Annotated in this window: 19 protein-coding genes, 1 tRNA gene and 1 pseudogene; 8 read left to right on the forward strand and 13 right to left on the reverse strand. The window is 44.1% G+C overall.

Features of this window, described 5'->3' with window-relative positions:
- Positions 1 to 46 precede the first annotated feature (46 nt).
- The gene (locus P2A85_RS08460; protein WP_377478666.1) at positions 47 to 3391 is read left to right on the forward strand and encodes a helicase-related protein; all 3345 of its coding nucleotides are present in this window, start codon (positions 47 to 49) and stop codon (positions 3389 to 3391) included.
- Positions 3392 to 3398: 7 nt separating this feature from the next.
- Positions 3399 to 7451 carry an Eco57I restriction-modification methylase domain-containing protein gene (locus P2A85_RS08465; RefSeq protein ID WP_377478668.1) on the forward strand — a complete coding sequence of 1351 codons (4053 nt, stop codon included), beginning with the start codon at positions 3399 to 3401 and terminating at the stop codon, positions 7449 to 7451.
- A 269-nt stretch (positions 7452 to 7720) separates the two neighbouring features.
- On the opposite strand, the gene P2A85_RS08470 is transcribed toward P2A85_RS08465, so the two are convergent.
- Positions 7721 to 9460 carry a hypothetical protein gene (locus tag P2A85_RS08470; RefSeq protein WP_377478670.1) on the reverse strand — a complete coding sequence of 580 codons (1740 nt, stop codon included), beginning with the start codon at positions 9458 to 9460 and terminating at the stop codon, positions 7721 to 7723.
- 205 nt (positions 9461 to 9665) lie between these two features.
- Between P2A85_RS08470 and P2A85_RS08475 the strand changes: the two genes are divergently transcribed.
- Positions 9666 to 9857 (forward strand): chlorophyll a/b-binding protein, encoded by a 192-nt coding sequence (locus P2A85_RS08475; protein ID WP_377478672.1) that lies wholly within the window; start codon positions 9666 to 9668, stop codon positions 9855 to 9857.
- Positions 9858 to 9951: 94 nt separating this feature from the next.
- Here P2A85_RS08475 and P2A85_RS08480 read toward each other — a convergent pair whose 3' ends face one another.
- The 5 genes from P2A85_RS08480 to psbX all read right to left on the reverse strand — a co-directional run bounded on the left by P2A85_RS08480 (position 9952) and on the right by psbX (position 14096).
- Positions 9952 to 10557 (reverse strand): DVUA0089 family protein, encoded by a 606-nt coding sequence (locus P2A85_RS08480; protein WP_377478674.1) that lies wholly within the window; start codon positions 10555 to 10557, stop codon positions 9952 to 9954.
- A 479-nt stretch (positions 10558 to 11036) separates the two neighbouring features.
- Positions 11037 to 12485: a trypsin-like peptidase domain-containing protein gene (locus P2A85_RS08485; RefSeq protein WP_377478676.1), complete on the reverse strand. Its 1449-nt coding sequence runs from the start codon at positions 12483 to 12485 to the stop codon at positions 11037 to 11039.
- Positions 12482 to 12673, reverse strand: coding sequence for a hypothetical protein (locus P2A85_RS08490; protein WP_377478678.1), 192 nt, complete (start codon positions 12671 to 12673; stop codon positions 12482 to 12484). Before P2A85_RS08490 ends, P2A85_RS08485 begins: the two co-directional genes overlap by 4 nt.
- A gap of 20 nt (positions 12674 to 12693) precedes the next feature.
- On the reverse strand, positions 12694 to 13518 hold the full coding sequence (locus tag P2A85_RS08495) for a Ycf66 family protein (RefSeq protein WP_377478680.1): 825 nt from the start codon (positions 13516 to 13518) through the stop codon (positions 12694 to 12696).
- A gap of 458 nt (positions 13519 to 13976) precedes the next feature.
- On the reverse strand, positions 13977 to 14096 hold the full coding sequence (psbX, locus tag P2A85_RS08500) for a photosystem II reaction center X protein (protein WP_293148964.1): 120 nt from the start codon (positions 14094 to 14096) through the stop codon (positions 13977 to 13979).
- A gap of 126 nt (positions 14097 to 14222) precedes the next feature.
- Between psbX and P2A85_RS08505 the strand changes: the two genes are divergently transcribed.
- Entirely contained in the window at positions 14223 to 14507 is a 285-nt protein-coding gene (locus P2A85_RS08505; protein WP_377478682.1) for a YggT family protein, read from the forward strand.
- Between the two features lie 307 nt (positions 14508 to 14814).
- On the opposite strand, the gene accC is transcribed toward P2A85_RS08505, so the two are convergent.
- Positions 14815 to 16161, reverse strand: a complete 1347-nt coding sequence (gene accC / locus P2A85_RS08510; protein WP_377478684.1) for an acetyl-CoA carboxylase biotin carboxylase subunit — start codon at positions 16159 to 16161, stop codon at positions 14815 to 14817.
- A 231-nt stretch (positions 16162 to 16392) separates the two neighbouring features.
- Here accC and P2A85_RS08515 point away from each other — a divergent pair.
- From P2A85_RS08515 to P2A85_RS08530, 4 genes and pseudogenes are all read left to right on the forward strand, one after another.
- Positions 16393 to 16476: transfer RNA gene (locus P2A85_RS08515), tRNA-Leu, on the forward strand.
- Positions 16477 to 16496: 20 nt separating this feature from the next.
- Complete coding sequence (locus P2A85_RS08520) at positions 16497 to 16697, forward strand: hypothetical protein (RefSeq protein ID WP_377478686.1); 201 nt, start codon at positions 16497 to 16499, stop codon at positions 16695 to 16697.
- Between the two features lie 70 nt (positions 16698 to 16767).
- Positions 16768 to 16881 (forward strand): annotated as a pseudogene (locus P2A85_RS08525) (helix-turn-helix domain-containing protein); the annotation flags it as partial.
- Between the two features lie 178 nt (positions 16882 to 17059).
- Positions 17060 to 17290, forward strand: coding sequence for a hypothetical protein (locus P2A85_RS08530; protein ID WP_377478688.1), 231 nt, complete (start codon positions 17060 to 17062; stop codon positions 17288 to 17290).
- Here P2A85_RS08530 and P2A85_RS08535 read toward each other — a convergent pair.
- From P2A85_RS08535 to P2A85_RS08560, 6 genes are all read right to left on the reverse strand, one after another.
- Positions 17287 to 17448, reverse strand: coding sequence for a hypothetical protein (locus P2A85_RS08535; RefSeq protein WP_341731666.1), 162 nt, complete (start codon positions 17446 to 17448; stop codon positions 17287 to 17289). The two genes, P2A85_RS08530 and P2A85_RS08535, sit on opposite strands and share 4 nt — an antisense overlap.
- A gap of 486 nt (positions 17449 to 17934) precedes the next feature.
- The gene (locus P2A85_RS08540; RefSeq protein ID WP_377478690.1) at positions 17935 to 19206 is read right to left on the reverse strand and encodes an FAD-dependent hydroxylase; all 1272 of its coding nucleotides are present in this window, start codon (positions 19204 to 19206) and stop codon (positions 17935 to 17937) included.
- 464 nt (positions 19207 to 19670) lie between these two features.
- Complete coding sequence (locus tag P2A85_RS08545; protein WP_377478692.1) at positions 19671 to 21842, reverse strand: caspase domain-containing protein; 2172 nt, start codon at positions 21840 to 21842, stop codon at positions 19671 to 19673.
- Between the two features lie 85 nt (positions 21843 to 21927).
- Positions 21928 to 23109 carry a sulfate adenylyltransferase gene (gene sat / locus P2A85_RS08550; RefSeq protein ID WP_377478694.1) on the reverse strand — a complete coding sequence of 394 codons (1182 nt, stop codon included), beginning with the start codon at positions 23107 to 23109 and terminating at the stop codon, positions 21928 to 21930.
- A 261-nt stretch (positions 23110 to 23370) separates the two neighbouring features.
- A complete protein-coding gene (locus tag P2A85_RS08555; protein ID WP_377478696.1) occupies positions 23371 to 24420 on the reverse strand; it encodes a glycosyltransferase in 1050 nt (349 codons plus the stop codon).
- Positions 24421 to 24953: 533 nt separating this feature from the next.
- Positions 24954 to 26432 (reverse strand): site-2 protease family protein, encoded by a 1479-nt coding sequence (locus tag P2A85_RS08560; RefSeq protein WP_377481378.1) that lies wholly within the window; start codon positions 26430 to 26432, stop codon positions 24954 to 24956.
- Positions 26433 to 26441 lie beyond the last annotated feature (9 nt).

Here is a 26441-nt window from a genome sequence, read left to right on the forward strand (position 1 = left end):
AATTTATGACTCATTTAGGATTGCTATATCTAAAAACCTCAAAAATATGCCAAACTCTCCTTTTTCCTTATCATATTCAGGCATTAAAGATAACCACACACGGGGGTGTGTTGGTGACTTTTTAAGATTTAAAATCAAAGAAGGTTCGCGCTTATCAATTGTTTCAGCCTATTTTACAATTTATGCTTTTGAAGAGCTGAAAGAACAGCTATTAAAAATTGAAAAATTACAATTCCTGTTTGGCGAACCAACTTTTGCGATCGATCCTCACAGAAATGAAACCAAAGCCTTCTTAATCGATCGAGAAGGGTTAACCCTCCAACAGCAGCTTCAACAAAAACGTTTAGCTAAAGATTGTGCCGACTGGATCAGAGAAAAAGTAGAAATAAAATCCATCGCAAAGTCTAACTTCTTGCACGGAAAACTCTATCATATTGACAATGAAGTACAGGACATCAGACCCGATGGATCGACAACCATTTATCGAGTTCCATCCGCGATTATGGGAAGTTCTAATTTTACCATAAAAGGCTTAGGATTGTCTAACAATATCAACAATATTGAATTAAATTTAATCGTCAGTAGCATAGAAGACACTTATGATTTCAAAGTTTGGTTTGACCAAATTTGGAATCATGAAGAACTGGTCAAAGATATCAAAGCTGATGTGTTGTTTTATCTAGAACAATTATATACTAACTCCACCCCAGAACTGGTTTACTACAAAACCCTATTTCATATCTTTGAAAAGTTTTTAGCAGACCAACAAGACGCTGGATTGTTCAGTGACAGCAACCAGCTAGTTGATACTACCATATGGAATACTTTATTTGAATTTCAAAAACATGGCGTAATAGGAGCAATTAATAAAATTCGCACCCATAATGGTTGTATTATTGCCGATAGTGTCGGTTTAGGAAAAACCTATGAAGCCTTAGCAGTTATTAAGTATTTTGAAATCCTGAACTATAGAGTTTTAGTGTTATGTCCAAAAAAGTTACGGGAAAACTGGACAATCTATCACGCACAGAATAATAGTGAACTAAATCCCTTTGTTAGCGATCGCTTTAATTATACAGTCTTATCTCACACAGATTTAAGTCGTGAGTCTGGCAAATCCGGTGATACAGACTTAGCGAATCTTAACTGGGGAAATTATGACCTAATAGTAATTGATGAATCCCATAATTTCCGCAACAACACCAAGGGTAAGCGAGATGAAGATGGGAATATAATTCGTAAAAGTCGTTATGAGCGACTGATGGATGACATTATTAAAGCTGGCATTAAAACCAAAGTTCTACTACTCTCTGCTACTCCTGTTAACAATAACCTGACTGATTTAAGACATCAGCTTGAATTTATCACTGAAGGCAAGGATGATGCTTTTCAAACATCAATTGGTGTAGTTAGCCTGAAAGATACTCTAGCTAGCGCTCAACGAGCTTTTACCACTTGGTCAAAAAAGAGTATTCGCATAACTAGCGAACTCTTAAATTCCCTTGATTCTGGGTTTTTTAAACTGCTTGACGAATTAACCATAGCTCGTTCTCGCAAACATATTCAAAAATATTATAAAGATGTTGTAGATCAATTAGGCGGCTTCCCAATCAGGATAAAACCCTTGTCTATCTTTCCCACAATTGATTTGAAAGGTAAGTTCATGTCCTATGACAAACTGAATGATGAAATTTCTAATTATCAGTTATCATTATTTAACCCTTCTAAATATGTTTTGCCACAGTACAGAGAAGAATATGAACATAAATCAGGACAAAGATTTAAGCAGAGTGTACGCGAATATTTCCTCATTGGGATGATGAAAGTTAACTTTCTTAAACGGCTGGAAAGTTCGGTGACATCCTTTGCAATTACGATGGCAAGGACTATTACTAAAATTGCAGATTTACAGCAACGAATTCAAACCTTTAAGCAGTTTCGAGATCAAAACCAGAATATTGAGTTTAATCAGTTAAATCTTGAAGATATTGATGATGAAGAACTACAAGCAGCTATCGAGGTTGGTTCCAGGTTTACTTTTAAGATGGCACATCTTGATACTGATGAATGGTTGAAAAATTTAGCAGAGGATAAGCAACAACTCAAGATTCTTTATAATTCAGCTTTGCAGGTTGATGAAACGCGGGATGCCAAGTTAGCCGATTTGAAAAAATTGATTCAAAACAAGGTAAAACAGCCAACAATTAATAAACAAAATCAACCTAACCGTAAAGTTTTGGTATTTACTGCTTTTGCCGATACAGCAGAGTATCTTTATCAGGCTTTGCACGAATGGATCGCAACTTCTAAGCTCAATATTAACATAGCTTTAGTAGTTGGGGGAACCGGCAGAAATAAAACCACATTTGGCAAGAATGAGTTCAATCAAATTCTGACAAATTTCTCTCCCATTTCCAAAAAGCGCGACAAGATGCCATCTATGCCCCAAGATGGAGAGATTGATTTATTGATTGCGACAGATTGTATTTCTGAAGGGCAAAATTTACAGGATTGCGATTATCTAGTTAATTACGATATTCATTGGAATCCAGTCAGAATCATTCAGCGTTTTGGACGGATTGACCGTATCGGTAGTGTTAACCATACAGTACAGTTAGTGAATTTTTGGCCTACTGATGACTTAAATAAATACATCAATCTCAAAAATCGAGTAGAAGCAAGGATGGCCTTGGTAGATATTGCCGCTACCTTTGAAGACAACCTGCTGGAACCGGATGAAATTGAAGAGTTAATTCAAACGGATTTAAAATATAGAGATAAACAGTTATTACGATTGCAGAATGAGGTATTAGATTTAGAGGATTTCAACGAAAGCGTTGCCCTCAATGAGTTTACCTTAGATGACTTTCGCATTGAACTAAGTAATTATTTACAAAGGAACCAGAAACAGCTAGAAGATGCACCTTTGGGTATTTATGCAGTCGTTCCACCAGCGTCTGAAAATCCGATAATTGCACCAGGAGTAATCTTTTGTTTAAAACAGAAAGGTGATACTTCGGGAAATGAGCAGATTAATCCTCTGCAACCGTACTTTCTAGTGTATATTAGAGAGGATCAGGTAGTACGTTTCAGTTTTGCTCAACCTAAGCAGATTTTAGAGATGTTTCGGTTGTTGTGTGCGAATCAGGCGCAAGCTTATGACTCCTTGTGTAATTTGTTTGACAACCAGACAAATAACGGGGAAGATATGAGTGTTTATAACGATTTGCTTGAGAGGGCAGTTGATTCGATTACTCGGACTTTTAAGAAGCGGTTAGGTAGTAATTTGTTTAAGTCTGGTAAAGGTGCGGTAATGCCAGAACACAAAAAACAGGTGACAAGCAAAACTGATTTCGATTTAATTACATGGTTGGTGATTAAAGATGAATGAACGAGAGATGAAAGATAAAATTGCGAAATCTATCCAAAATTTAGCTGCGGGTGATGCAGCCCAGAAGCTAGAGCTCTTATTCCAAACCCTAGGATATACGACGCAAAGAAAATTTGAGTTAGATAGCAATCACCCTGAAGATTTTATCGATACTTTTGGATTTGGGGAAATCAACCAGCAACGGGCGAGTTTATCTCAATGGAAGTCCGTTGATTTTTTGTTTCAACTGACTGAAGATGAGATTAAATCCAATGGTCAATTAGGATTTTCTAGTAACATAGATCAAAATTATCTGCAATCTTATATTTTCTTGGCGGTTGAGTTGCGCGAGAATGATTACACACGCAGTCAGCTATCGGACATTACTCGCGAAGTTAACCGTCAATCTGATATTCCGATTATGGTTTTATTCCGACATGGTGAGTGTTTTACTTTGTCGATAATTAACCGCCGTCCTAATAAACGAGCAACTTCTAAGGATGTTTTAGAAAAAATCACTTTAATTAAAGATATTAATATTTCTTATCCCCATCGCGCTCATATTGAAATACTTTTTGACCTTTCATTACCTCAGTTGTTTAAACAGTATCAATTTACCAACTTTGACCAATTACATGATGCTTGGCAAAAAACTCTTGATACTTCTGAACTAAATAAACGGTTTTTTAAAGAAGTAGCTAACTGGTATTTTTGGGCGGTACAAAATGTTACTTTTCCCGAAGGTGCGGGGGGAAATGTCGAGATTCGTAATGCTACTAGCGTTATTCGTTTAATTACGAGATTGATTTTTGTTTGGTTTTTGAAGGAAAAAGGGTTAGTACCAGATGATTTGTTTAACTATCAAAGTATACAGGAATTAATCAAGTCCAATGCACCGGAGGAAAGCACTTATTACAAAGCGATTCTGCAAAACTTATTCTTTGCAACGCTGAATCAGGAGATGAATACTCCTAATAAACCTGATAATCGTAAGTTTAGAAATAAGGCGAAGCAAGCAGGGGGACGCGATCAAAATTACATGATACATAATGTCTATCGCTATGAGGATTATTTTCACGATTCCCCAGCGATACTCAGACTGTTTGATAATATTCCATTTCTGAATGGTGGTTTATTTGAATGTTTGGATAAACCCGATGGAGATAACCCTAAACAGATTATCCGCATTGATGGTTTTTCGGAACGTCAGGATAATCGGCTAAATATTCCTAATTGTCTATTTTTTAGTGAATCCGATCGACAAATTGATCTGAATGATGTTTACGGGACAAAAAACAAGCGCTATACGGTGCGAGGTTTAATTAATATTTTTCATAGTTATAAGTTTACTGTTACTGAAAATACGCCGATTGAGGAAGAAATTGCCCTCGATCCAGAGTTGTTAGGGAAAGTATTTGAAAATTTACTCGCGGCTTATAACCCGGAAACGAATACAACTGCGAGGAAACAAACGGGATCTTTTTATACGCCGCGTGAAATTGTTGATTACATGGTAGATGAGGCATTAATTGCTTGTTTGGAAGGTAAATTATCTGATCCCTCCCTAACCCTCCCTTCAAAAGAGAGGGAAATAGAAGAAACTCCCCCCTTTTTAAGGCAGGGCTGTTCATTCGACCTAGGGGCAATCCGACCCCTACTCCCCGTGGTTGCCCCAATCTCTGAAACACATACAAAATCGTGGACACGGAGGGCGGGCACGCACCATCCACCGCCCCTACAAAACGATGATTTACCTGAGAATGAAACTCCCCCCTTTTTAAGGGGGGCTGGGGGGGATCGATTACGTCATCTTTTGGCTTATAACGATCAACCGCATCAGTTTACAGATACAGAAGTATCAGGATTGATTGAGGCGATTGATAATTTGAAAATTCTCGATCCGGCTTGCGGTTCGGGTGCTTTTCCGATGGGGATTTTGCATAAGTTGGTGTATATTCTGAGTAAGCTTGACCCGCAAAATGGCAGATGGAAGGAGAAGCAAATATCTAAGGCTAGTGAGATTCCTGATGGCACGATTCGAGAAAAGGTAATTGAGGATATTGAGCAAGCTTTTGAGCATAATGAGTTGGATTATGGACGGAAGTTATATTTAATTGAAAACTGCATTTATGGGGTAGATATTCAGCCGGTGGCTATCCAGATTTCTAAGTTAAGGTTTTTCATTTCGCTGATTGTTCACCAAAATATTGATAATTCTCAGGAAAATCGGGGTGTACGTCCTTTACCCAATTTGGAAACTAAGTTTGTGGCGGCTAATGCTTTGATTGGAATTAAAGGGGCTGCTGATTTTACTTTACGCGATCCTCGCATTGAACAAAAGGAAAAGGAATTAGCAGAGGTTCGCAGAAGTTATTTTATGGCTCGTACTCCTAAAACTAAGGCTAAGTATCGAGAATTGGATGATCGAGTTCGTCATCAGATTAGTGAGATTCTTAAAAGTGGGGGGTTTCCGAGTGAAAGTGCGGAAAAGTTGGCTAATTGGAAGCCTTATGAGCAAAATGCTGTGGCTGATTTCTTTGATTCAGAATGGATGTTTGGGCTAGGTGATGGTTTTGATGTTTGTATTGGGAATCCGCCCTATGTGCGCCAAGAACAAATTAAAGAGTTTAAACCCATCTTTAAAAGTCAGTATGATTGTTATACAGGTGTAGCTGATTTGTATGTTTATTTTTATGAGCAAGGGTTAAAGCTCCTGAAAAATCAAGGTATTCTCTGCTACATCTCATCAAATAAATATTTTCGCTCTGGTTACGGGGAAAAGCTGCGTAAGTTTTTAGCTAATGAATCGACTATTCAGCAATTAATTGATTTTGGTGATGCACCGATTTTTACGGCTATTGCTTACCCTAGCATCATTATTGCTAGTAAAGAACAGCCTAAAAATCATCAAACTCGCGTTTTAAATTGGGAATTAGGGCAACCTGTCGATCAGTTTGCTTTCGTGTTTGAAAATCAGAGCTTTTTGATGGCACAAAAGGAGTTGACTGCTGATGGTTGGCGGCTAGAGTCGTCAACTGTTCTCAATTTGTTGGGAAAACTGCGAACAACTGGTACACCGCTAGGAGAATATGTGAATGGCAGATTTTATCGTGGCATTTTAACTGGCTTTAACGAAGCATTTGTGGTGGATAGAGAAACGCGAGATAGGCTAATTGCTGAACATCCATCATCGGCGGAAGTTCTCAAACCTTTTTTGCGCGGACGGGATGTTAAAAGATGGAGTGTGAATTTTGCGGAACAATATTTAATCAAGATTGAATCTTCAGAAAATAAGCAACATCCTTGGTCGGGAAAATCTGCGAAAGAGGCTGAGAAAATATTTGCTAAAACTTATCCAGCTATTCACGCTCGATTTGATGAATTACGAGAAGAATTATCTAAACGTAGCGATCAAGGTAAGTTTTTTTGGGAGTTGCGATCGTGTAAATATTGGCACGAATTTGAGCATCCTAAGATTATATACCCAAATATATGCAACAGAAATACATTTGCATGGGATGACACTGGCTTTTATGCCAACCAAAAAGCATTTATAATTTCTGGAACATCGAAATATTTATTAGGAATATTAAACTCTAATATATTTATGTGGTTCTTTGATAAGCTATTAGCAAAACTCCAGAATGGCTTTTATGAACCCAGTAGTATTTTTATGGATAAGTTGCCTATTCCTAATGCACAGCCACAGGAAAAATTAGCTATTGAAATCCTAGTTAATTACATAATCTACCTCACCGCCGAACTCAAAGACATTCCTAGTCATGGCGAAAAGATGGTAGAAACAGCAGAAGACAAACTGATGCTGAGTTATTTTGAGCAAATTGTGGATGCGCTGGTGATGGAGTTATATTTACCGGAAGAATTGCACAGCCATGACAAATACTTCATGAGTCATGTGTTATCGGAAAATCTTCCCGCTTTCGATACCATTAAAGGTGATAAAATGCCAGCGCTGAGACAAATCTTTAAACGATTATTTGATTCTGAGCATCCGATTCGGGTTCATATTTATTTTTTGAACAGTTTGGAAGTCGTTCGTATTATTAGAGGTTTAGGATGAGAATTATGAAGGTTGAATATAGCAATCCTAAATCACCAGTCAGAGACTACTGTTTGACTATTAAATCTAGATCCCCCCTAGCCCCCCTTAAGAAGGGGGGAACAAGAACTTTCTCAAAGTCCCCCTTCTTAAGGGGGATTTAGGGGGATCGAGACTCAGGTAAAAAGGAGATTTATCAAGGCTTTCGGCTTAAGTTGACACCAATGGGCACGGTGGGGTCTTCTGATTTCGGGTAATATTAATTCCGGTGCAACCAGAATTGACTCACCTTAACTCCCACCCAATTTCGTAATACAAGACGCATCCAATACCACTAAAACATCATTCTGAAAAACTGCACAACTTGTCATTGCTTCAGCTAACACAGGAATTTTCCCTTGTTTGAGATCTGCGATCGCCTTTGGTGTAGAATCAAAGTCTTCGATCCAACCGTAATCCTTTACATACTCAAGAGTCAAGGCTTGGCGTTCTAGCATCCAGAAATCTATTCCATATTGATTAATAAACTTTTGCACCACAGAGCGATCGGGACTATATTGAGCGCGAATTAAATCGTTAACTCGCTGTCTAAATCTAGTATAATAGCCTTTTTGATAAGGCACTGCATATTCTTTTCCTAGCACAACCGAGCGCTGACTAAAAGTTGGCAGATTGTCCACCTCTGGCGCTAGGGAAGCAATCAAAATATCTGGCGGTTGCTGCTGAAAAAACTGGTACAATTCGGGCATTTTACCCTCTACATACCCAACGCTAGGAAATTTATCCACTAAGCAGGGATAAAGCACAACTACCACAGCAATTATCGCTGTTGTGATGATTGCTACTAGATTTTTGATGCTAAATTTGGTTTCAGTTGTCTTGGCCCAATTTCCCACTCCATCTAGGATCAAAGTTAGGGCGATCGCACTTAAGAACACTACAATAAATCGCAAGCTATAAGCAGTATAGCGCCCCGGCTGATATAATTTAAAAATGGTAGCATGAGCTGCAAGAAACATGACTAAGGATGCTAAAAATAGTTGCAGCAACAGCCAGATATTACTTTGAATCTGTTTGGCTACAGGAAAGTGCGATCGCCATACCAATAGCAGCGGAAATAACCATGCAGCACAGTGAGTAACGGGGGTAAACAGGGACTTGGGAAACATCCCGCTACCCCGGCCAGTCAGCCAATAATCTAGGGGATTTGGACGAAAAAAAGCATTTCGGCCTTGGGGCGCAAATTCCGGCATTGTTTTAGCTTCTGCTGCTGTATAAGCGGGCCCAAATTCCGATTTATCTAGGGCATAGGGTAGCATTACTAAAAACACAACTCCTAAACCTGTAGTGCAAAATAGGTAATTTGTGCGATCGCGCGACAAGCACAAACTACCTTTTTCCCAATCCAGCAACCGCAAAACTAAAATACCGGCTGCTACCAATGCGTAAGGAGGGTAAAATAGTCCGATTAAGGCGATCGCGCCTAAACATGGCAGCAAAGAACGTCGCAGTAAATAATATAAAAAAGCGAGAAATATCGGATAGATAAAGGCTCTTGGCGTTGCAGAAGCCAAATCGTCCGTCATCCACATATGTTGGTTGAGCAACAAAGAGGCAATAAATCCAGTCATCGGCACTGGCAGCATTTCTAGAGCAATGCTAAAACAGTAATAAGTGGAGATTAAGCTGAGGAAAAGCGGCAATATTTTGTGAAATAATAGGGGAGAGATGTCAATTGTGGCTGCTATTTTGTAGAGCGTGCTGTAGCCTGTGGGGCTGATGGATTGAAAGTAGTTAGCAATGAAGTCGTTGGGAAACAAATCGCGATCGACAAATCGCATCATCCAGAAAACGTGTTGTCTCGCGTCGTCTTGCACGATATACTCGCCACCGAAGGCTTGTTTTAGTCCTAAAAAACCATAGATTGCGGCAAATGTCAAGCTTAAGGTTAACCAAAATAGGGTAGGCGATCGAGATTTATCATCATGATTTGTGGCAGTCAGAAATTTGTGCAAGGGGGCGATGAACATGGGGGAAAAAATAATATTATATTAATTCTGGTTGTATCGGAATGATTAAACCACAGAGGACACAGAGGACACAGAGAAAGAGAAGAGAGAAATAATAATTATGATGTCAACGGATTTGATATTATGTAGTTGACCGTTGCATGGTCATGATTTAACCTTTTTGCTATAAAATTTTAACTCAATACTCAACACTCACCACTTTTCAATGAAATCTAAAACTCCTGCTACCCCAACACCACCAAGCCCAGAGTCAGCCAAAAAAGCAGAACCTGCCTTTGGCTGGAACGCCTACGCGGAACAAATCAACGGACGATTTGCGATGGTGGGATTCGTGGCAATTCTGTTGCTAGAATTTTTCACAGGCGAGAATTTTTTCACCTGGCTAGGTTTGCGTTAAATCACTAAAAAATGGAAGGTGAAAAATAAATTATTATCCAATTTTCACCTTCTGCGTAGATGTTTGACTTCAGAGAATATCGATTTATCAATCATTAATTTTTAATGACTTCCCGGACTATCAAACTGTACTTGCCTTTACCTTTTGGCGGTGAATCAAAAGCATTGACAATTACTTTGTAGCTACCACTGGCAGACAAAGTAACAGTCAATTCCGAATTGGAATTTTGCTCAGTAGCATCATCATTTTCTGCAAGCAATTCGCCTTTGGAGTTGAAGACAGCCAGATAAGTATCAAACTCGCCACTTTCTAAGGAAACAACTACTGTCTGGCCTGTCGTGCCTTCAAAGGTATATTCGTCATATAAACTGCTGTCTGAGGGCAGTACGGAAGACTTCGCCGGAGTCAGTTCTCCTTGTTTTTCCAAAATGACTTTAGACGAGCCCGCAGCAGGAATAGGCAAAGCTGAGGGAGTTGGTATTGCTGATGGCGAAGACTTCGGAGTAGCCTGAGCTAAAACATGATTAATATCCCTGTTAGTATGAGGGGCATTCTGAGAAAATCCTGCGGCAATTAGGGTTGAATTACCGGGCGCTAAAACTCGACTCGCATCGAAAATTGGCGAGGAAGCAACGGGCTTGGCTGAAACAGTAGCTAGTAGAGCAATTGGCGCGATCGCCCAAAATCTAACTTGACGCATGAATTACCTCAGTTTTTTATGAAGGAAGAAGGCCCAACGACTACGCTCAGGGAACGCTTCAGGAAGAAGGCCCAACGACTGCGTTTATCCTGAGCGTAGCCGAAGGGCTCAGGAACCGCTTCAGGAAGAAGGAAGAAGGAAGAAGAACCCCCCCCTGCCCCCCCCAAGGGGGGAAATTCAGGAAGAAGGAAGAAGAACCCCCCCTGCCCCCCCCAAGGGGGGAAATTCAGGAAGAAGGAAGAAGAACCCCCCCCTGCCCCCCCCAAGGGGGGAAATTCAGGAAGAAGGAAGAAGAACCCCCCCCTGCCCCCCCCAAGGGGGGAAATTCAGGAAGAAGGAAGAAGAACCCCCCCCCTGCCCCCCCCAAGGGGGGAAATTCAGGAAGAAGGAAGAAGAACCCCCCCTACCCCAGGGCGGTTTCATTCTCCAAAAAACGAGGGCTTTGTAGGGGTAGTGCCCCCGTGCCTACCCCCCCACTTTTAGCGGACTGTTAGAGTGTAACGCCCCCGACCCGAAGCGTCGTAAGCATTGACAATGACACGATAGCGACCAGTAGCGGGTAAAGTAACGCTTAGAGACGCATTTTTATTCGCATCGCTCTCATCATCATTTTCTGCTACTAATCGACCATTAGGGCCAAACAAAGCTACATAGGGATCGAACTCTTTACTTTCGAGGGAAATCTCCACAGACTGACCCGATCGACCTTCAAAAGTATACTCGCGATAGAGACTGTTGTCCGAGGGCAGTACCTGAGCGCCAGCAGCTAAAGTACCTTCTTCTTGCAAAATTGCCCTGGCCGCCTGGGTAAAAGCTGCGGCTTTCAGTTCTAGTGTATAAGCTCCCGACTGCCTGGCCTGGTTGGAATTTGCCAATAAGGTGTAAGTGCCGTCTGCTGGCAGCCTGACTGTAATTCGGGCATTGTTACTGCCTGCGCCGTCATCATCTTGAGCGATTTGTCGCCGATCGGGGCCGAGCAAGATTAAATAAGAGTCAATTTCTTGACTTTTCATTTCAATTGTGATTCGCTGACCTGCTTTTCCTTCAAAGGAGTAGAGGTCGAAAAAGCTGTTGTCTCCCGGCAGAACGCTAGACTGGTTGGTGAGTTTGCCACTGATTGCTGGCCCGTTGAGTGCTAGTTTTGCAGGTGATTTGTTACCAAAGGGCGATCGTGTCTGAGCAACGCGGGGAGCTCGCCCTTCTCTTACCGCCGTCAGGAAAGCGGGCACTTTGTCTATGGAAATGGCAAAACCGATGCCGATATTGCCTCCGCCCTGACCGCGAGTAAAAATAGAAGTGTTGACTCCGATTAATTCTCCCGAACTGTTAAGCAGTGGACCTCCTGAATTGCCGGGATTGATGGCTGCGTCTGTTTGAATCAAGCTTCGTTGTTGGTCGATGCGGCTGACTATTCCGACGGTAAAAGTACCTTGAAATCGACCGAAAGGATTGCCGATCGCAAATGCTTGTTGTCCAACTTTCACCGAACCAGGACGGGCTAAAGGAATTGTGGGCAAATTGTTTTGACCCCGCATTTTAACTACGGCTAAGTCTAAGCCTTCTTCCCCGAATCCAATGACATCGGCTGGGACTTTTTTGCCATCTGACAAAATTATATTGACAGTACCGCCTGCGGCAACAACGTGGGCGTTGGTTAAAACCATGCCGTCGGGGCTGATAATTGTGCCACTACCGTTGGATTTATCTGTATCGACGGTAACAACCGCCGGACTGGCTCGTTCGTAAACGCGAATATTAGTTTGTTCTTCGATATTTTGGGCGATCGCACCCTGTCTATCCAGCGACTTAAATTCAGTAACATCTGGTGATGACTGCACAGGGGATGTGGTAACAACGGCGGTGGCGCTGGCTGAAACCCCCATTGTTAAAATTCCCGATATTGCTAAACTTAAAAGTTTGAAATTCATGGCGATCGATGAGTATTTAGCTGTCGGTTGTGATCTGTGTTGTCTCTGCGTTTATCTGCGGTTTCACACTCCCCATTCACAGTTTTTTGGATCGTAATTCTCCGATCGCGATCGCCAGTAGATGGGCATAAATCAAATGCAACTGGTATTTTTCCGGTGATATTGACACCAGAAATATTAAATTTCACCCATCTACTTAGCACTTCCCCTAGTTGTCGAAATTGGGGGAATTATCCGGTTGGTCTTCCGGGTGTTCTACTGGTCGATACTCCACGTAATCTGAGGGTGGTGCTTGCAAATCGCGGCTACTGGGGCGAGACTTCCCTCCTTCGGCGGGACGGGTTTTTTTGGTTTTCGGTGTCCCATCGCTGCGGTTATCGGAAGTTGGCGGGCGGCTGTTACGGCTGCGAGTCGGTTTTTCATCGGGATTGTCTGAAATGTCCCAACGGTCCGATCGGTCCGATCGGTCCGATCGCTCTGGGGGCTGGTTTTCCGGGCGAGAGGGGCGTTTGCGGGACGATCGCTCAGGTCCATCGGGTTTAGATATATCAATGCTGCTATTGCGACGGTCGGGACGGCGGCGAGGTTCGTCATCGTAGCCTTCCCGCGAAGCACGATAATCTTGACTACCTCTAATCCGGGGACGCTGGGGATAGTCTTCCTCTGGTTCTAGCTGGTCAATATCAGCATCGTAACCCTCATAACCGTAGGCGTTGCTGACGGGTCTATCTTCGTCGATATATTGTGCCCGGCTTTTAGCTTGGGCGGTGGTTGCTCCCCGCAGCTTAATACTTTCGGCTGCAAAAAATATGGCGGAACCAGTGAGCATGAATTGACCGAAGGCCAGAATTGGATCTAGCCGCCAGCCTTGGAATAATAGAATACCGCCACACAGTAGACCTACTGCTGCAAAAAAAATATCGTGGTCTCGTGCTAGCTTGGGACGCCACGATCGCAAAAAGTACAGTCCCGCCCCGCCTACTGCTAGGATGATCCCTAACAGGGTACTCCAGTTCCATGATAAATTGACCATTAGCCTATCTCCTATTTCTGTCTATATTAGCGAGTTAGATGTTTACATTTTTACTTAAATCTGCTATTCCGACTTGGCTGGATGAGGGTCTTATCCCGGTTGCAGCTTGGGAATTGACATAATATTGACATAATACTGAGTCTGAACAGCTCATATAAAATCCTGTCTTCATCGTCCTGTATTAAACTCTCTCTTCTCTTCCTTCGCGTCCTTAGCGCCTTCGCGGTTAAATCACCTGACGATACAACCGGAATTGATATCACCGGGCTACAGGTACAGCGAGGGAATTTCCGGCGGTGTCAGTAAACGGGAAAAAACCTCAGCTTGGCATTTCTAGAAGGTTTTGGCTTCTGAGTTGCTTACAGCCGAGGTTTCGGAACTGGGGAAATGCCCGACGTCAAGCCATCGCTACAGCCGACAATTGACTTTGACGCCGGACTTGGATCTTTACAGATGTTTTAGGTGCGCTTAATTTTGTCTTTTTGGCTGATGAAGATTAGGGCGATCGTTGCTGGAATTACCACCAAACTAACGCCCACCAGCAGGCTGTACAGAAAATTCGCGAGTGAAGGAGTCATAGATTCAAAGCCTTTGTTACAACAATTTGATTTTTATTAATTTTATACTTTCGATCGCACCTGGGAAACAGTTAAAATTATGAATACCTGACTTAACAAAACTTAAAATTTCGACACAATAACTCTATGACTGGTATTACCGTTACAAGCTGGATTCTGGGCTTTGTCCTAGTATTGATGACTTTGTTGTTCATTTTTCGCATCGTCTTGACTTGGTATCCCCAGGTCAATCTCAGTCGATTGCCGTTGAGTCTGATTGCTTGGCCCACAGAACCTTTTTTAGTCGCTACCAGAAAGATTGTACCGCCGATCGGCGGGGTGGACATTACGCCGATTATTTGGGTTGGCATCTGTAGCTTGCTGCGAGAAATGATTCTCGGTCAGCAGGGGCTACTGACGATGATGATGTGAGAGTCATTAGTCAGCAGTCATTAGTCATTAGTCAGCAGTCATTAGTCATTAGTCAGCAGTCATTAGTCATTAGTGGGATTAAGGTGGGCAATGCCAGCCTGGCCCTCGTCAATCTGGCGAAGAAACTCCTTAGACGCTGGAAATTTCCTATCTTGCGATAGTCAAGACTGCTGACTAATGACTAATGACTAATGACTAATGACTAATGACGAATGACTAATGACTAATGACGAATGACTAATGACTGCTGACTAATGACTAATGACAAATGACTAATGACTAATGACTAATGACTAATGACGAATGACTACTGGCCCATGAATTGTTCCACGAAATTGGTGTAAACTTCGCCCCTGAGAAATTCCGGGCTGTCGAGGATTTTTTGGTGGAAACTGAGGGTGGTGGGAACACCGGTAATCGCACATTCCCGCAGTGCTCGTTTCATCCTGCGAATGGCTGAAGGTCGATCGCGCCCCCAGACTATCAACTTACCAATTAAAGAATCATAGTAAGCCGGTATTTCATAATCAGTGTAAACGTGGGAGTCCATCCGCACCCCAGGGCCGCCGGGAGGCAAAAAGCCTGTGATTATGCCCGGATGGGGTCGGAAGTTGCGATCGGGGTCTTCGGCATTAATCCGACACTCGATCGCATGGCCGCTAAGGATTACTTGGTTTTGCTTGATTTGCAGTTTTTCTCCTTGGGCGATCCGAATTTGTTCCGCGATCAAGTCAAGGCCTGTAATCATCTCCGTCACGGTATGTTCTACCTGAATCCGGGTGTTCATTTCCATGAAGTAGAACTTGCCCGATTTGTCAAGCAAAAATTCCACTGTTCCTGCACCCGTGTAGTTGATAGATTTGGCCGCGGCAATGGCGGCGTGACCCATTTGATCTCGCAATTTCTGGCTGAGGGCGGGGCTGGGGGCTTCTTCCAGGAGTTTTTGGTGCCGGCGCTGAATCGAACAATCTCTTTCGCCGAGGTGGATGACGTTACCGTAGTTGTCGGCGAGGATTTGGATTTCGATGTGCCGGGGTTTTTCGATGAATTTTTCTAGGTAAAGTCCCGGATTCCCGAAGGCTGCATCGGCTTCGCCTTGGGCTGCTGAGAATAGTTTGGGGAGTTCGGATGCTTCTCTGACTAGCCTCATGCCACGGCCTCCACCGCCGGCTGTGGCTTTGATCATCACAGGATAGCCGATTTCACGGGCGATCGACAAAGCTTCCTTTTCATCCGCCAGCAATCCTTCGCTACCGGGAACAGTGGGGACTTTCACCCGCTGCATAGTTTCTTTAGCCGTGGATTTGTCACCCATCGCCCGCATCGCAGCAGGACTAGGACCAATGAACGTAATTTGATGATCGGCGCAGATTTCGGCAAATCGGGCATTTTCGGCGAGAAAACCATAGCCAGGGTGAATCGCTGCGGCATTGCGCGTCAGGGCTGCGGCGATGATGTTGGGGATGTTTAAATAGCTTTTGCTGCTGGTGGGGGGGCCGATGCAAACGGCTTCGTCTGCCAACTGGACGTGCAAGGCGTGTTTATCTACAGTGGAGTGAACGGCGACCGTGGCAATCCCCATTTCCTCGCAGGTGCGTAGTATGCGGAGCGCGATTTCTCCGCGATTAGCGATTAAAATTTTCGAGAACCCCATCTTCGGTGCTTATTCACTCACATATATTCTGTAGAATAATCCCTTTCGGTATCTTCTGGATAATGGTTTCCCATAAATTCTTAACAAAAATTTATTTTACAATTTACTGATAATGGTGCTATGATTTTAAATCGGTGGTCGAAAAGGGCAAGTTGCCAGTTAAAAGTCAGGAACCTCAGCCTGTGCATCTTTAACTCGTAACGCTAAAAGTCCTAGGGAGTGCCGGAAAGAGCGGATGTGGCGGAATTGGTATACGCGCACGCTTGAGGTGCGTGTGGCATTATGTCCTTGCGAGTTCGAGTCTCGCCATCCGCATTGAATATGTAAAACAACTGTTGACAGTTTTGGCTGTTAGCAGTTGTTTTGTTTTTGATGGGGTTGCCAGAAACCGGGTTTTTTGGAGATATTTCGTTACTGTTGATAGAAATCGTAAAAACCCGGTTTCTTCGATCGTGCGCGAGTACCGTAGGGTGCGTCGCTATCGGATATCTTTAAGTGCGATCGAACTTCTCACAGCAACGCACCCGACAAAATAGTCTTTAACTGTCGATCGACAATTGTGTTTGAATTAAAAAGATAGATACTTATCGTTTGTCAATAGGTAAAATGGGATTAGTTAGGTTCCGAATCCGAGAGTTTGCTGATGAAAAGGGATGGACGCTCAAGGATGTTGCCGATCGCTCCGAAGTTCCGTACAGTACAGTCAGGCACTATGCTCGTTTTATCTATTAGTTAACTAAGGGTTGCTAAACTTGGAGGCTAGGTATTATTATTTTTAATAAATAATTTTGGAGGGACATTCAAAATGACTATTTTTTTACCTTTTTTACAATTTAATAACTTGACAGCAATAGGTTTATTCGCGACACTATGCCACAGCCCTAATCCAATTGAATCTATGCTTATTGTTGGCGCAGTAACAGCAATGGTCGGAGGGCTAGTAGTTTTGGTTCCAGCTAGTGCAGTTACAATGGTATTTCTGGTAACCACAATCGTACAGATGATTATGACTGGTGCAACACTTGAATCCATAGCGGCTGCAATAGCAGCACAGTTAGGGACTGTTGCTATGTCCTTGGGATTGGTGTCACAGCTTGTAGAGCAGATTAAAGGGATTATCGGATGCTAGACAATTTTGTAAGGAGTGTAATACGCGATCGCCATTTCGATATTCTCAGCTTTCCCTCCTCTGATTTTGTTACTATAGGCAACTGCTAAATTATTTTGTTTGGGCGTTAATTGGCGATCGCGCAGGTTGAGAATCTCTTGTTCTTGTTCGGGTTGCATGGTTTGTCTACTGCTGTCAGGGCAGGGTTCGAGCTGAGCATTATACCGCGTTTTTGCGACAAAATTCGTAACATTGCAAATATCCAGGAAAAAACCCGGTTTCTTTGATGGTATTGTACGATATTTTGTAGGGGCGGGTTCACCAACAATACATAACAATTACCAACCATCTAAATAAACCCGCCCCCACACCACCGATCGCCCACATCAACCTGAAATTTGCATCCCATCGCCAAAATTTACATGATGATTTATCGTTGGGTTGTACGATATTTTGTAGGGGCGGGTTCACCAACAATACATAACAATTACCAACCATCTAAATAAACCCGCCCCCACACCACCGATCGCCCACATCAACCTGAAATTTGCATCCCATCGCCAAAATTTACATGATGATTTATCGTTGGGTGGGGGCGGGTTTTCGAGATTGTTTGTTTCAGGCGATTATGGTTGGTAAAACCCGCCCCTACAGTATGAAATAAACTAATTTTGCGATAATTCCGGCGGCCGCCCCATTAAGCCGGTCATTAAGCGCAATGCTACAAACCTAACTGGGGGAATTGTTCGCAAACACCACAATCCGAAGCGGCGAAATGCGACAATTGGCAGCCAAGTATTAGAAAATAACCTATCTAAGAAATCTGTAAATCCTAACACGATTAAATTCTCTTTTTTGCGCCAGTTGTGATACCTTTTCAATACTCGCAAATCGCCGATGTCTTCGCCTTTTTGGTGGGCTTGTTGCAAGATTTGGGCGATCGCCCCTGCGTCTCGAATGCCCATATTTAAGCCTTGTCCGCCCACAGGATGGCAACAGTGGGCTGCGTCGCCAATTAATGCTAATCTGGGCAATACGTAGCGATCGCTCTGCATTAACTGTACCGGAAACAAAAAGCGATCGCTCTCCAATTCCAAGCGCCCTAACAGCCCGCCCGTGCGCTGTTTCAACAAAGCTAAAAACTCTGTTTCATCCATGGACTGCAAAGCTTTTGCTTCCGCGTGGGGCGCAGTCCAAACTACTTGACAACGGTTCCCTGGTAATGGTAAGACTCCCATCGGGCCACTGGGCCAAAAGCGCTCGAAAGCAATATCGTTGTGGGGTTTTTCAGTTTTAATAGTAATAGCAACGCAGGATTGCCAGTATTTCCAGCCGCGAGTGCCGATGTTGGCGGATGTCCGAATGCGCGATCGCGAACCGTCAGCAGCAACTAATAATTTGGTGCGAATTGTCCGAGTTTCACCGTTTTGTTTGAGTTCAATTTCAGCGCAATTATTTAAATATTTTACTTGCAATACTTCCGCCGGACAAACCCAACTGAAATTCGGGTTTTTTGCCAAGGATTCCTGCAAAGCTGACAGCATGACTCGGTGCTCGCCCACATAGCCTAAAGCGGCTTTTGGTACGGGTAATTTGCCTGTGTTTCCCAAGTCTGGGCGGTGGAATTCTACAATTCCGGGATAGTCGCCGTCGCAGAGGCTAATTTGCTCGAAGGTGGTAATTTGTGGCAAGATTTGTTCCCACACGCCAATGCCTTCTAAAATCATTCCTGACAGCAAGGTGACTGCGTAAGCTTGTTTTTTGGCTGCTGCGGCTGCGGGGAGTTGGGTTTCTATTATTGCGATTTTTAAGCCGGAATCTTTGAGGGCGCAGGCTAAGGTTGCGCCGACTATGCCGCCTCCGACGATGGCGATATCGTAGTCTAATTCCGCTGTTTGGAGGGGGGATGGGGTTGCAGAAAGTTGGTTTACAGGCATTTTTTAAGGGATGTTTTTTAAGTTAAAGGGCATTGGGCATTGGTGTCAACTTAAGGCCCAAACGTTTGGGAAATATGGGTTTTACGACAAGTCTAGATCCTCCTCGCATCCCCACCCCCCCCTGCCCCATAGGGGGATGGGGGATGGGGGATGGGTGAAGGGTGACTGTGAGTAAGTTCTTCCGCCTTAAGAAGGGGGACTTTGAGTAAGTTCTTGTCCCCCCCTTCTTAAGGGGGGCTAGGGGGGATCTAAGTTTAATAGTCAAACAGCCATCTGTGAGTGGGTTTGAGCTTAAGTTGACACAAAGAAGGGCATTGGGCATACCTCATCACGCTTGAGAACCGTTATGCTCTTTTTAATTGTAAAGAATTATTGCGGTTTGGGGCAATTAGGCGGCATTGAGAAAGGGAGGTAGAGGAAGAGTGATGGGAATGGCCCTGAATTGATGCCATCAACAGCAATCATTAAACTACCCGATAGACAAAACTCAGAGTTGCCCACACATTCACATCCAAGGCTATATCATCGGTGGATATCCCCACTTTTTCTACCCCTGTCATGCTGGCGGCGTGCAAATCTTCCAATACAGCCCTGGCCACATTTAAAGGATTCAACAATACTCGAATTGGCAAGGCATCCCTGGCTTGCTGCATTCCTCCCTGTAAAGCGCTCAGAGTGCGAGCGAAGGGCTTCTCACTAAATATAATAAAAGTTTCACTAAGTCCGATCGCCCTAGATACTTCCCACCCGATCGCCCCTGCCTGGGGTACACTCAAATTTGCACCAGGGGCGATCGCCTGCACCGGTCTTGGCACATTGGTTTCCCCATCAGAATTCAATACTAGCAGCCGTCTTGAACTATCCGAGCCAAACATCATAAAGTAAACTGGGCGATCGCCATCGTTATACAATCGATACTGAATCCGGCTCCCATAATTCACACTTAATATACCTAAACTTTCAGATTTCTCACTTTCCCCCCTCAGCGATGATAGTGCATCGTCACTGACACCTCGCACGGGCGATCGCCCGGCCACAGTCATAGCTTGAGGCGCGAGAGTTGATAGCATCGCCCGCACCTTCAGACGCGAAGACCCCTCATTCGCCGTCAGGCGCAGCAACTTGATCGCCAGCAGCGTTTTCAACTGCGGAGTCAATCGCTGTACCGCAACTTTCACGGCCTCTCCGCCATCACCCTCAGTATGCGGAACCAGCGTTTCACCCACAGAAAACAAACCGTAACGACCTTGATACAAACCAGGCTCATAGACCCCAGGAGTTTGAGCTAAAGTCGTTTCTGGGACTCTGCCAAACCGATAGTCCGCCGGTTGGTCTCCCGCTACCGCCGAGACTTGGGGCACAGTCGCAAAGGCGCTGGTAGCGTCCACCCGTTCGATGCGTTCTAAACCAGAGTCCAAAGCTACGGTTAAACTGATGTTTCGGGGCAGAACCCGAATTTCTTCTCTGACTAATTCGCCCGCAGTCAGTTGCACCTGGTTTGAGATGGGCGATTCTAAGACTTGGGCTTTAGCAGAAAGACCGTTACGTCGCAGCAGTAACAGCCTTGCGCCCTCTGAGGAAACGGGGCTGAATACAGAAGCGCCACAGGACTCTAAAATTTTTGGCGGCAACCCGGCCAGCCACAATTGGACAGTTTTGCTACCCTCTTCTACCGCAGACACTGCCCCGTCAGCAGTAGGGGAATTTAACATCGCTGTTGCAAACATCCCCGCAGGTGCTTTTACATCGTCCTGGCGAATTTGCGGTTCCTGGGTTAAGCCGCTGATTTGCTCGACTTGGGCCGCGGCGCGGCTAAAACTGACTTGCAAGCTACTGGCGGGAGTTGTCCACCACAAAGTTTGCGTGAGGGCGTAAGTAAATAAACCCGCTGTAAACCCGTTCCACTGAATTTCGGCGGAGAGTTGACCAGGGGCGGCGGCGGTGAGTGTGGTGCCTCCGCTAGAAGTGAGATTGTTGACTAATTTAAGTCGATCGAGTAAGTCTAATTCGCCGATGCTTGGACTCGCCACTATGGGGCGGGGGCGGGAACGAATGCGGAAGTTGCCGGTGGGATTTACGCCGGGATAGCTGTAGCTGGTGTCGAGAATGGCGATCGCACTTTCTGTTGGGAGCGATCGCATCAACAGCAGCAGTGTTTCCTCTAACATATCGTTCACCGCTCGGTTTCCCAAAGCAGGCACAACATCATCTACCGGCACCAAACTGTTTTGCATTACCGTCGGTGACTCGCCCAAACTGACTCGGCTACCGCAGCCACTGAAGTGAAAAACCACCACGTCTCCGGGTTTAGCTTGTTGAGTCAAGTGACTGACAAAAGCCGTCTCGATATTTTCCCTGGTAGCTTGAGAGTCAGTCAACGTCAGAATGTCTGATGGCCCAAACCCAAACCGATATACCAGTAATTCCCGCTGCAATTCCACATCGGTGACACAGCCGTGCAGCGCCGATCCTGGATATTTGTCAACGCCCACTAACAATGCCAATTTGCGGGCTGTCGGCTGGGCTAGAGCCTGGTAGTAGCGATCGCCCAACCGTTCCCATCCAGCCTCGCTGATACCCAGCGCTGCTAACACCCAGCCCGCTTGCTGCAAAAATTCCCGCCGCTTGAGTCCCATTAATGATTCCCGATCGTCGTGCTCTTACTTAATAATCTCACTCCTCTGCCGAAGACTAAGTGTCGCCAACAACAAGGTTTAAGATTTAAATTTCATAGCTGAAAATATTCATCGCCTTTGCTAATTCCGCAGCAACTTCTGGCCGAGAAAACTGCGGGGGTGGTAATTTTCCAGCCCGCAACATTTCCCGCACTTTGGTTCCCGACAAATGTACCCGCTGTTCGGGAGTGCTAGGACTGGTTTTCGTGGTCGCCATTTGTTCAGTCACTTTGCAATAGAAAGCGTGCTCGAATTTCATCGGCACAATTCCCAATTCTCCCGGCTCAAATTCCTCAAAAATGTGTTGAGCATCGTAGGTACCATAGTAATCGCCCACCCCCGCATGATCGCGCCCCACGATAAAGTGAGTACAACCATAGTTTTTGCGAATCAAAGCGTGAAAAATTGCTTCCCGTGGTCCAGCGTAGCGCATCGCCGCGGGATTGATTGCTAAAATTACGCGATCGTGCGGATAGTATTTTTCTAGCAGAATCTCGTAGCAACGCATCCGCACATCCGCCGGAATATCATCGCCCTTAGTCGTCCCCACCAAAGGGTGCAAGAATAAGCCGTCTACAGTTTCTAGAGCACATTTTTGAATGTATTCGTGAGCGCGATGGATCGGGTTTCGGGTTTGGAAACCCACTATGGTTTTCCATCCTTTTTCTGCGAACAGTATTCTCGATTTCACCGGGTCAATTTGGTATTGGGGAAAGCGGGCGTCTAGTTCCCGTTCCAGCAACCACACTGGGCCTGCCAGATTCACTGGACCCGACTTGTCTATTACTTGGACACCTGGATGTTTGAGATCGTCGGTGCGGTAGACGTTAATGGCTTCTTCTTCTTTGCTGTAGCGATATTTTTCAGTCAGTTCCAGTACGCCGGCAAACTCGCCGTTGGGGGAGTCTAGCCGGACCAAAGTCCCTTCTGTCAGGGTGGCTGCCACTTCTTCGCTCACTGAGAGGGTGATTGGTACTGACCAGGGGAGGCCGTTGGAGAGGCGCATTTGGGTAACGACCGATCGATAATCAGCCTCATTCATGAACCCTTGCAGGGGACTGAAGGCGCCGATGGCGATCATTTGTAGGTCAGAGATCGATCGATCCGAAAGCTGAACTCGCGGCAAAGCTTCTGCTTTGTCAAAAAATGCTTGTCTTTGGTCTAGGGTGGCGATACGGTTGACCAGGATGCCACCATGAGGGGCAATGCGGTCTGGATGCTGGCTCATGTCGATTCGGGATTATTTTAAGATGTGGGACTGTCAGTGCCAGAGTATATCCTACCAAAGTATTGTTACAATTGATTAGTTTTCCTATTTATCCATAGGAATCTATGTCAAATGAGGTGAATATATCGCTCTCTAATTCACTCAAAATGTCTTCAAATCCATTTGTTTATTTTTGACAAAATTTACTCTGACATGACCATCAAGTAATGTAGTTTTGCCGCCCGCTTCGTGCAATTAATTCTCTAATTTCAAATCCCAAATCTAAAATCTACAGACCATTTGGTCATGAATTCTCTTCATTTGTGATAATTCTTCTCGCAGTCCCTGGGGTAGGGGAATTTTCACCGTTTCCAGCATACTCTGAATCCGATGTCTCCAGTCATGACGGGCTAAACTCTCAACATAATTACGTTTGTATATCTTATTCAGCCGCACTTCGTCCTCTAACAGTTCATCAATGAATTCCACACTTTTTTGTGGGTCATCGGGCAACTCAATAGTAGCATCTTCCCAATTCAGCAACTCATCCATTAGAGGGCTTGTTGGACGCTTCCCAACTACCGCACCCCCCGTCGCAGCACCGTAAAACCAACGCAGTGTAATAAACGAATAAGGAAACGCACGCATACCAGGATAGAGTGTATCAAATGCCAAGGTCAGTTTGCTATGTCTGAGAATGTGAAATAGCATCAGAGTATCTGGCTCGTCTTTCCGCATTTCGTAAGGCAATTTCGGAAATTCCTCTCCTGTTCTGGGCGTAGATTTAAAGTAAATTTGTTCGGAACCAGGTAGATTAAATTTATTGCAAAAAGCACGATCGTAATGTGAGGGAATGCGCCCGAAGCTAGTTAAGTCTATGGAACGCTTCTGTTGACACGAACCCTGAGTGAGAACATCAGCGGCAAAGGGGATTAGGGAGACTGGGATACTGAATTTTTGCTTAAGTTCATCTATGACTTCGGGAAGGGCTACGAATAAATGGTCTAATTGATAGACATTTTTTGAATAAATTTCTGGACACCAAGAATCAAAAATATAAGCGATGACAACATCAAAACGTTCCCTCCACTTTGGTATACTTGAGAGGAGTTCCAGATCGGCTCCTGATATACCTATGAGCAGTAAAACATTGGGCTGGTTGGACAAGTCAGGTAAAGGTTCCAATTTATAGAAACCTGTAGTAGACTTGACAACTTTACGTATAATGCGATCGGGTAATGGATGGAGTTTAGATGAGGACCACTGGATAATCTCGCGACACGATGGAATCAAAAGTTGTGCTTTGCAGGTTTGTAAAACAATATTTTCCAATTCAAAAACCGGGTCCCAGGATACACTTGAGAGTAAACTCCGTGAAGAAAGTATAAAAAGATTCATGGCTAAATTTAAATTTGATTAAAGGGCAGGGGTGATGATGCTAACCCCAGGGGATTAGGGTAACTTTGATTAAGTTTGAAATGCGAATTTCCTGGCATCGACTTTCTCATTTACCTCACTACTAAGTCCGTTCACCTAATTAAACATAAAATCCGATACCTAGATCTACACAGCACTTTCACTGGTAATGAGTTCTAGTTATTATGTTTTTCTGCATTAGTTTACCTATCCCATCTCGTCGATCGCACTTAGGGCTGCATTAGGGCTGCACTGGACTTCAGTAAATTTACTGTAGCCTTACAAAAATCTAGCATAGGTCTTCCCAGACTGTCAACATTAATTTAAAGTTTTACTTGTTTTTTGTATAAAAATACATTATATTAATTTGATGAATATTTATTTTATAAAAATTATAAATCTTAAAAAGGTTAAGTAATTCAACCTCATTAAAGGTAAGATATCGGTCACTAAACATTCAACCACTGAATCAATACCCTAGGTGCTGGTAACAGAATAGCCAATAATAGCCCCATCGCCACCAACCCCAAACCATCACGCCAATTATTTAATTCGCTCACATCATTCAAGGCCGGTTCATCGTTTAGCGGCATCAAAAACAAAATCAGCGCCCACAACAACAAACCCGGTTCCAAAAAAGCCAGCAGCAACATAGAAAGTCTAGCAAATTGCCCGATCGCCATACTTGCGCCCTGACCAAACATGGCGTGGACGATGTGCCCGCCGTCGAGTTGTCCCACCGGCATCAAATTAAACGCCGTCACGATCAAACCCAAATAACCAGCCACTGCTACCGGATGCAAATTAATTGCTGTTTCCGAATTTAAAGCGCCACCCAAGGTTAACTTACTCAAGAGAGTCATCATCAAAGAAAAATTGGGATTGAAAGAATCAAAATTTAACATCCCTGAATTGTTAGAAATAGGCACAATTGTCGAGTGGTACAAACCCCAAATTAAAAGTGGCACTGTCGCCACTAAACCAGCCAAAGGCCCCGCAATACCGACATCAAATAAAGCTCTACGGTGGGGAATCGGACTCCGAATTTGAATAAAAGCGCCAAAGGTTCCCAAGAAAAAGGGCACGGGAATAAAATAGGGTAAAGTAGTTCTAATTTTATGTAATTTTGCTGCTAAATAGTGTCCCGATTCGTGAATCCCCAAAATAACCATCAAAGCGGTCGCATAGGGTAAACCCTTAATTAACATTGACGGATTAGATTGGACAGCTTTTTCGGTAATTCCTGCTATTTGTGCACCGACTATCGTTGTGGTAAATAGCGTGATGAGGAGCAAACCTACAGCAAAAAATGGTCGATTCAAAGGTTGATTATTAACAGGACTTTCGGCAGATTTACGTTCAGGATTAGGGACGAGGGCAAAAAAGGGTTGACCGCTGAAACTTGTTTGAAATACTACCAAAAAGCGATCGCCAAAATGCTTTTCGACATTTTCCCGAATCGCGTGGTAAGCTGCTTCTGGGTTAGTCCGCAACTGTCCGCGACAAATTACGGCCTGGGGTCGAAATTCTAAATCTCGCAAATAGTAAACAGACCAAGGAAAACAGTCACGCAAACTAGCTTCTTCTTCTAGATCGATCGGGCGTAAAGCAGGTTTTTGTTGGGATTTGGCAGGTTCTGTCCCATCAGTAACTGTGGTTTGGGCGGTTTCGCTAGTAATTTCCTTGCGCCCCAACTGTACCAGAAACCAATACAAAAAAGGGCAAACCAAAAAAGGTATAATTAGCCAATCTGGCGGTGAACTTTTGCTAGGGCTGTTAACTAACAGCCAACCAGTCCAAATCAGGGCGGGTGCCATGATTACCAGCCACAGCAGCCATACCGGAGTTCGCGTGATGCGACGGATACTGTTGTGCAATAAGAAGTATGAGAACAGTCCCAATACAAACAACCATAAAAAGAACATAATATTAATTCC

It is taken from the genome of Microcoleus anatoxicus, assembly GCF_042465725.1.
GTDB lineage: Bacteria > Cyanobacteriota > Cyanobacteriia > Cyanobacteriales > Microcoleaceae > Microcoleus > Microcoleus anatoxicus.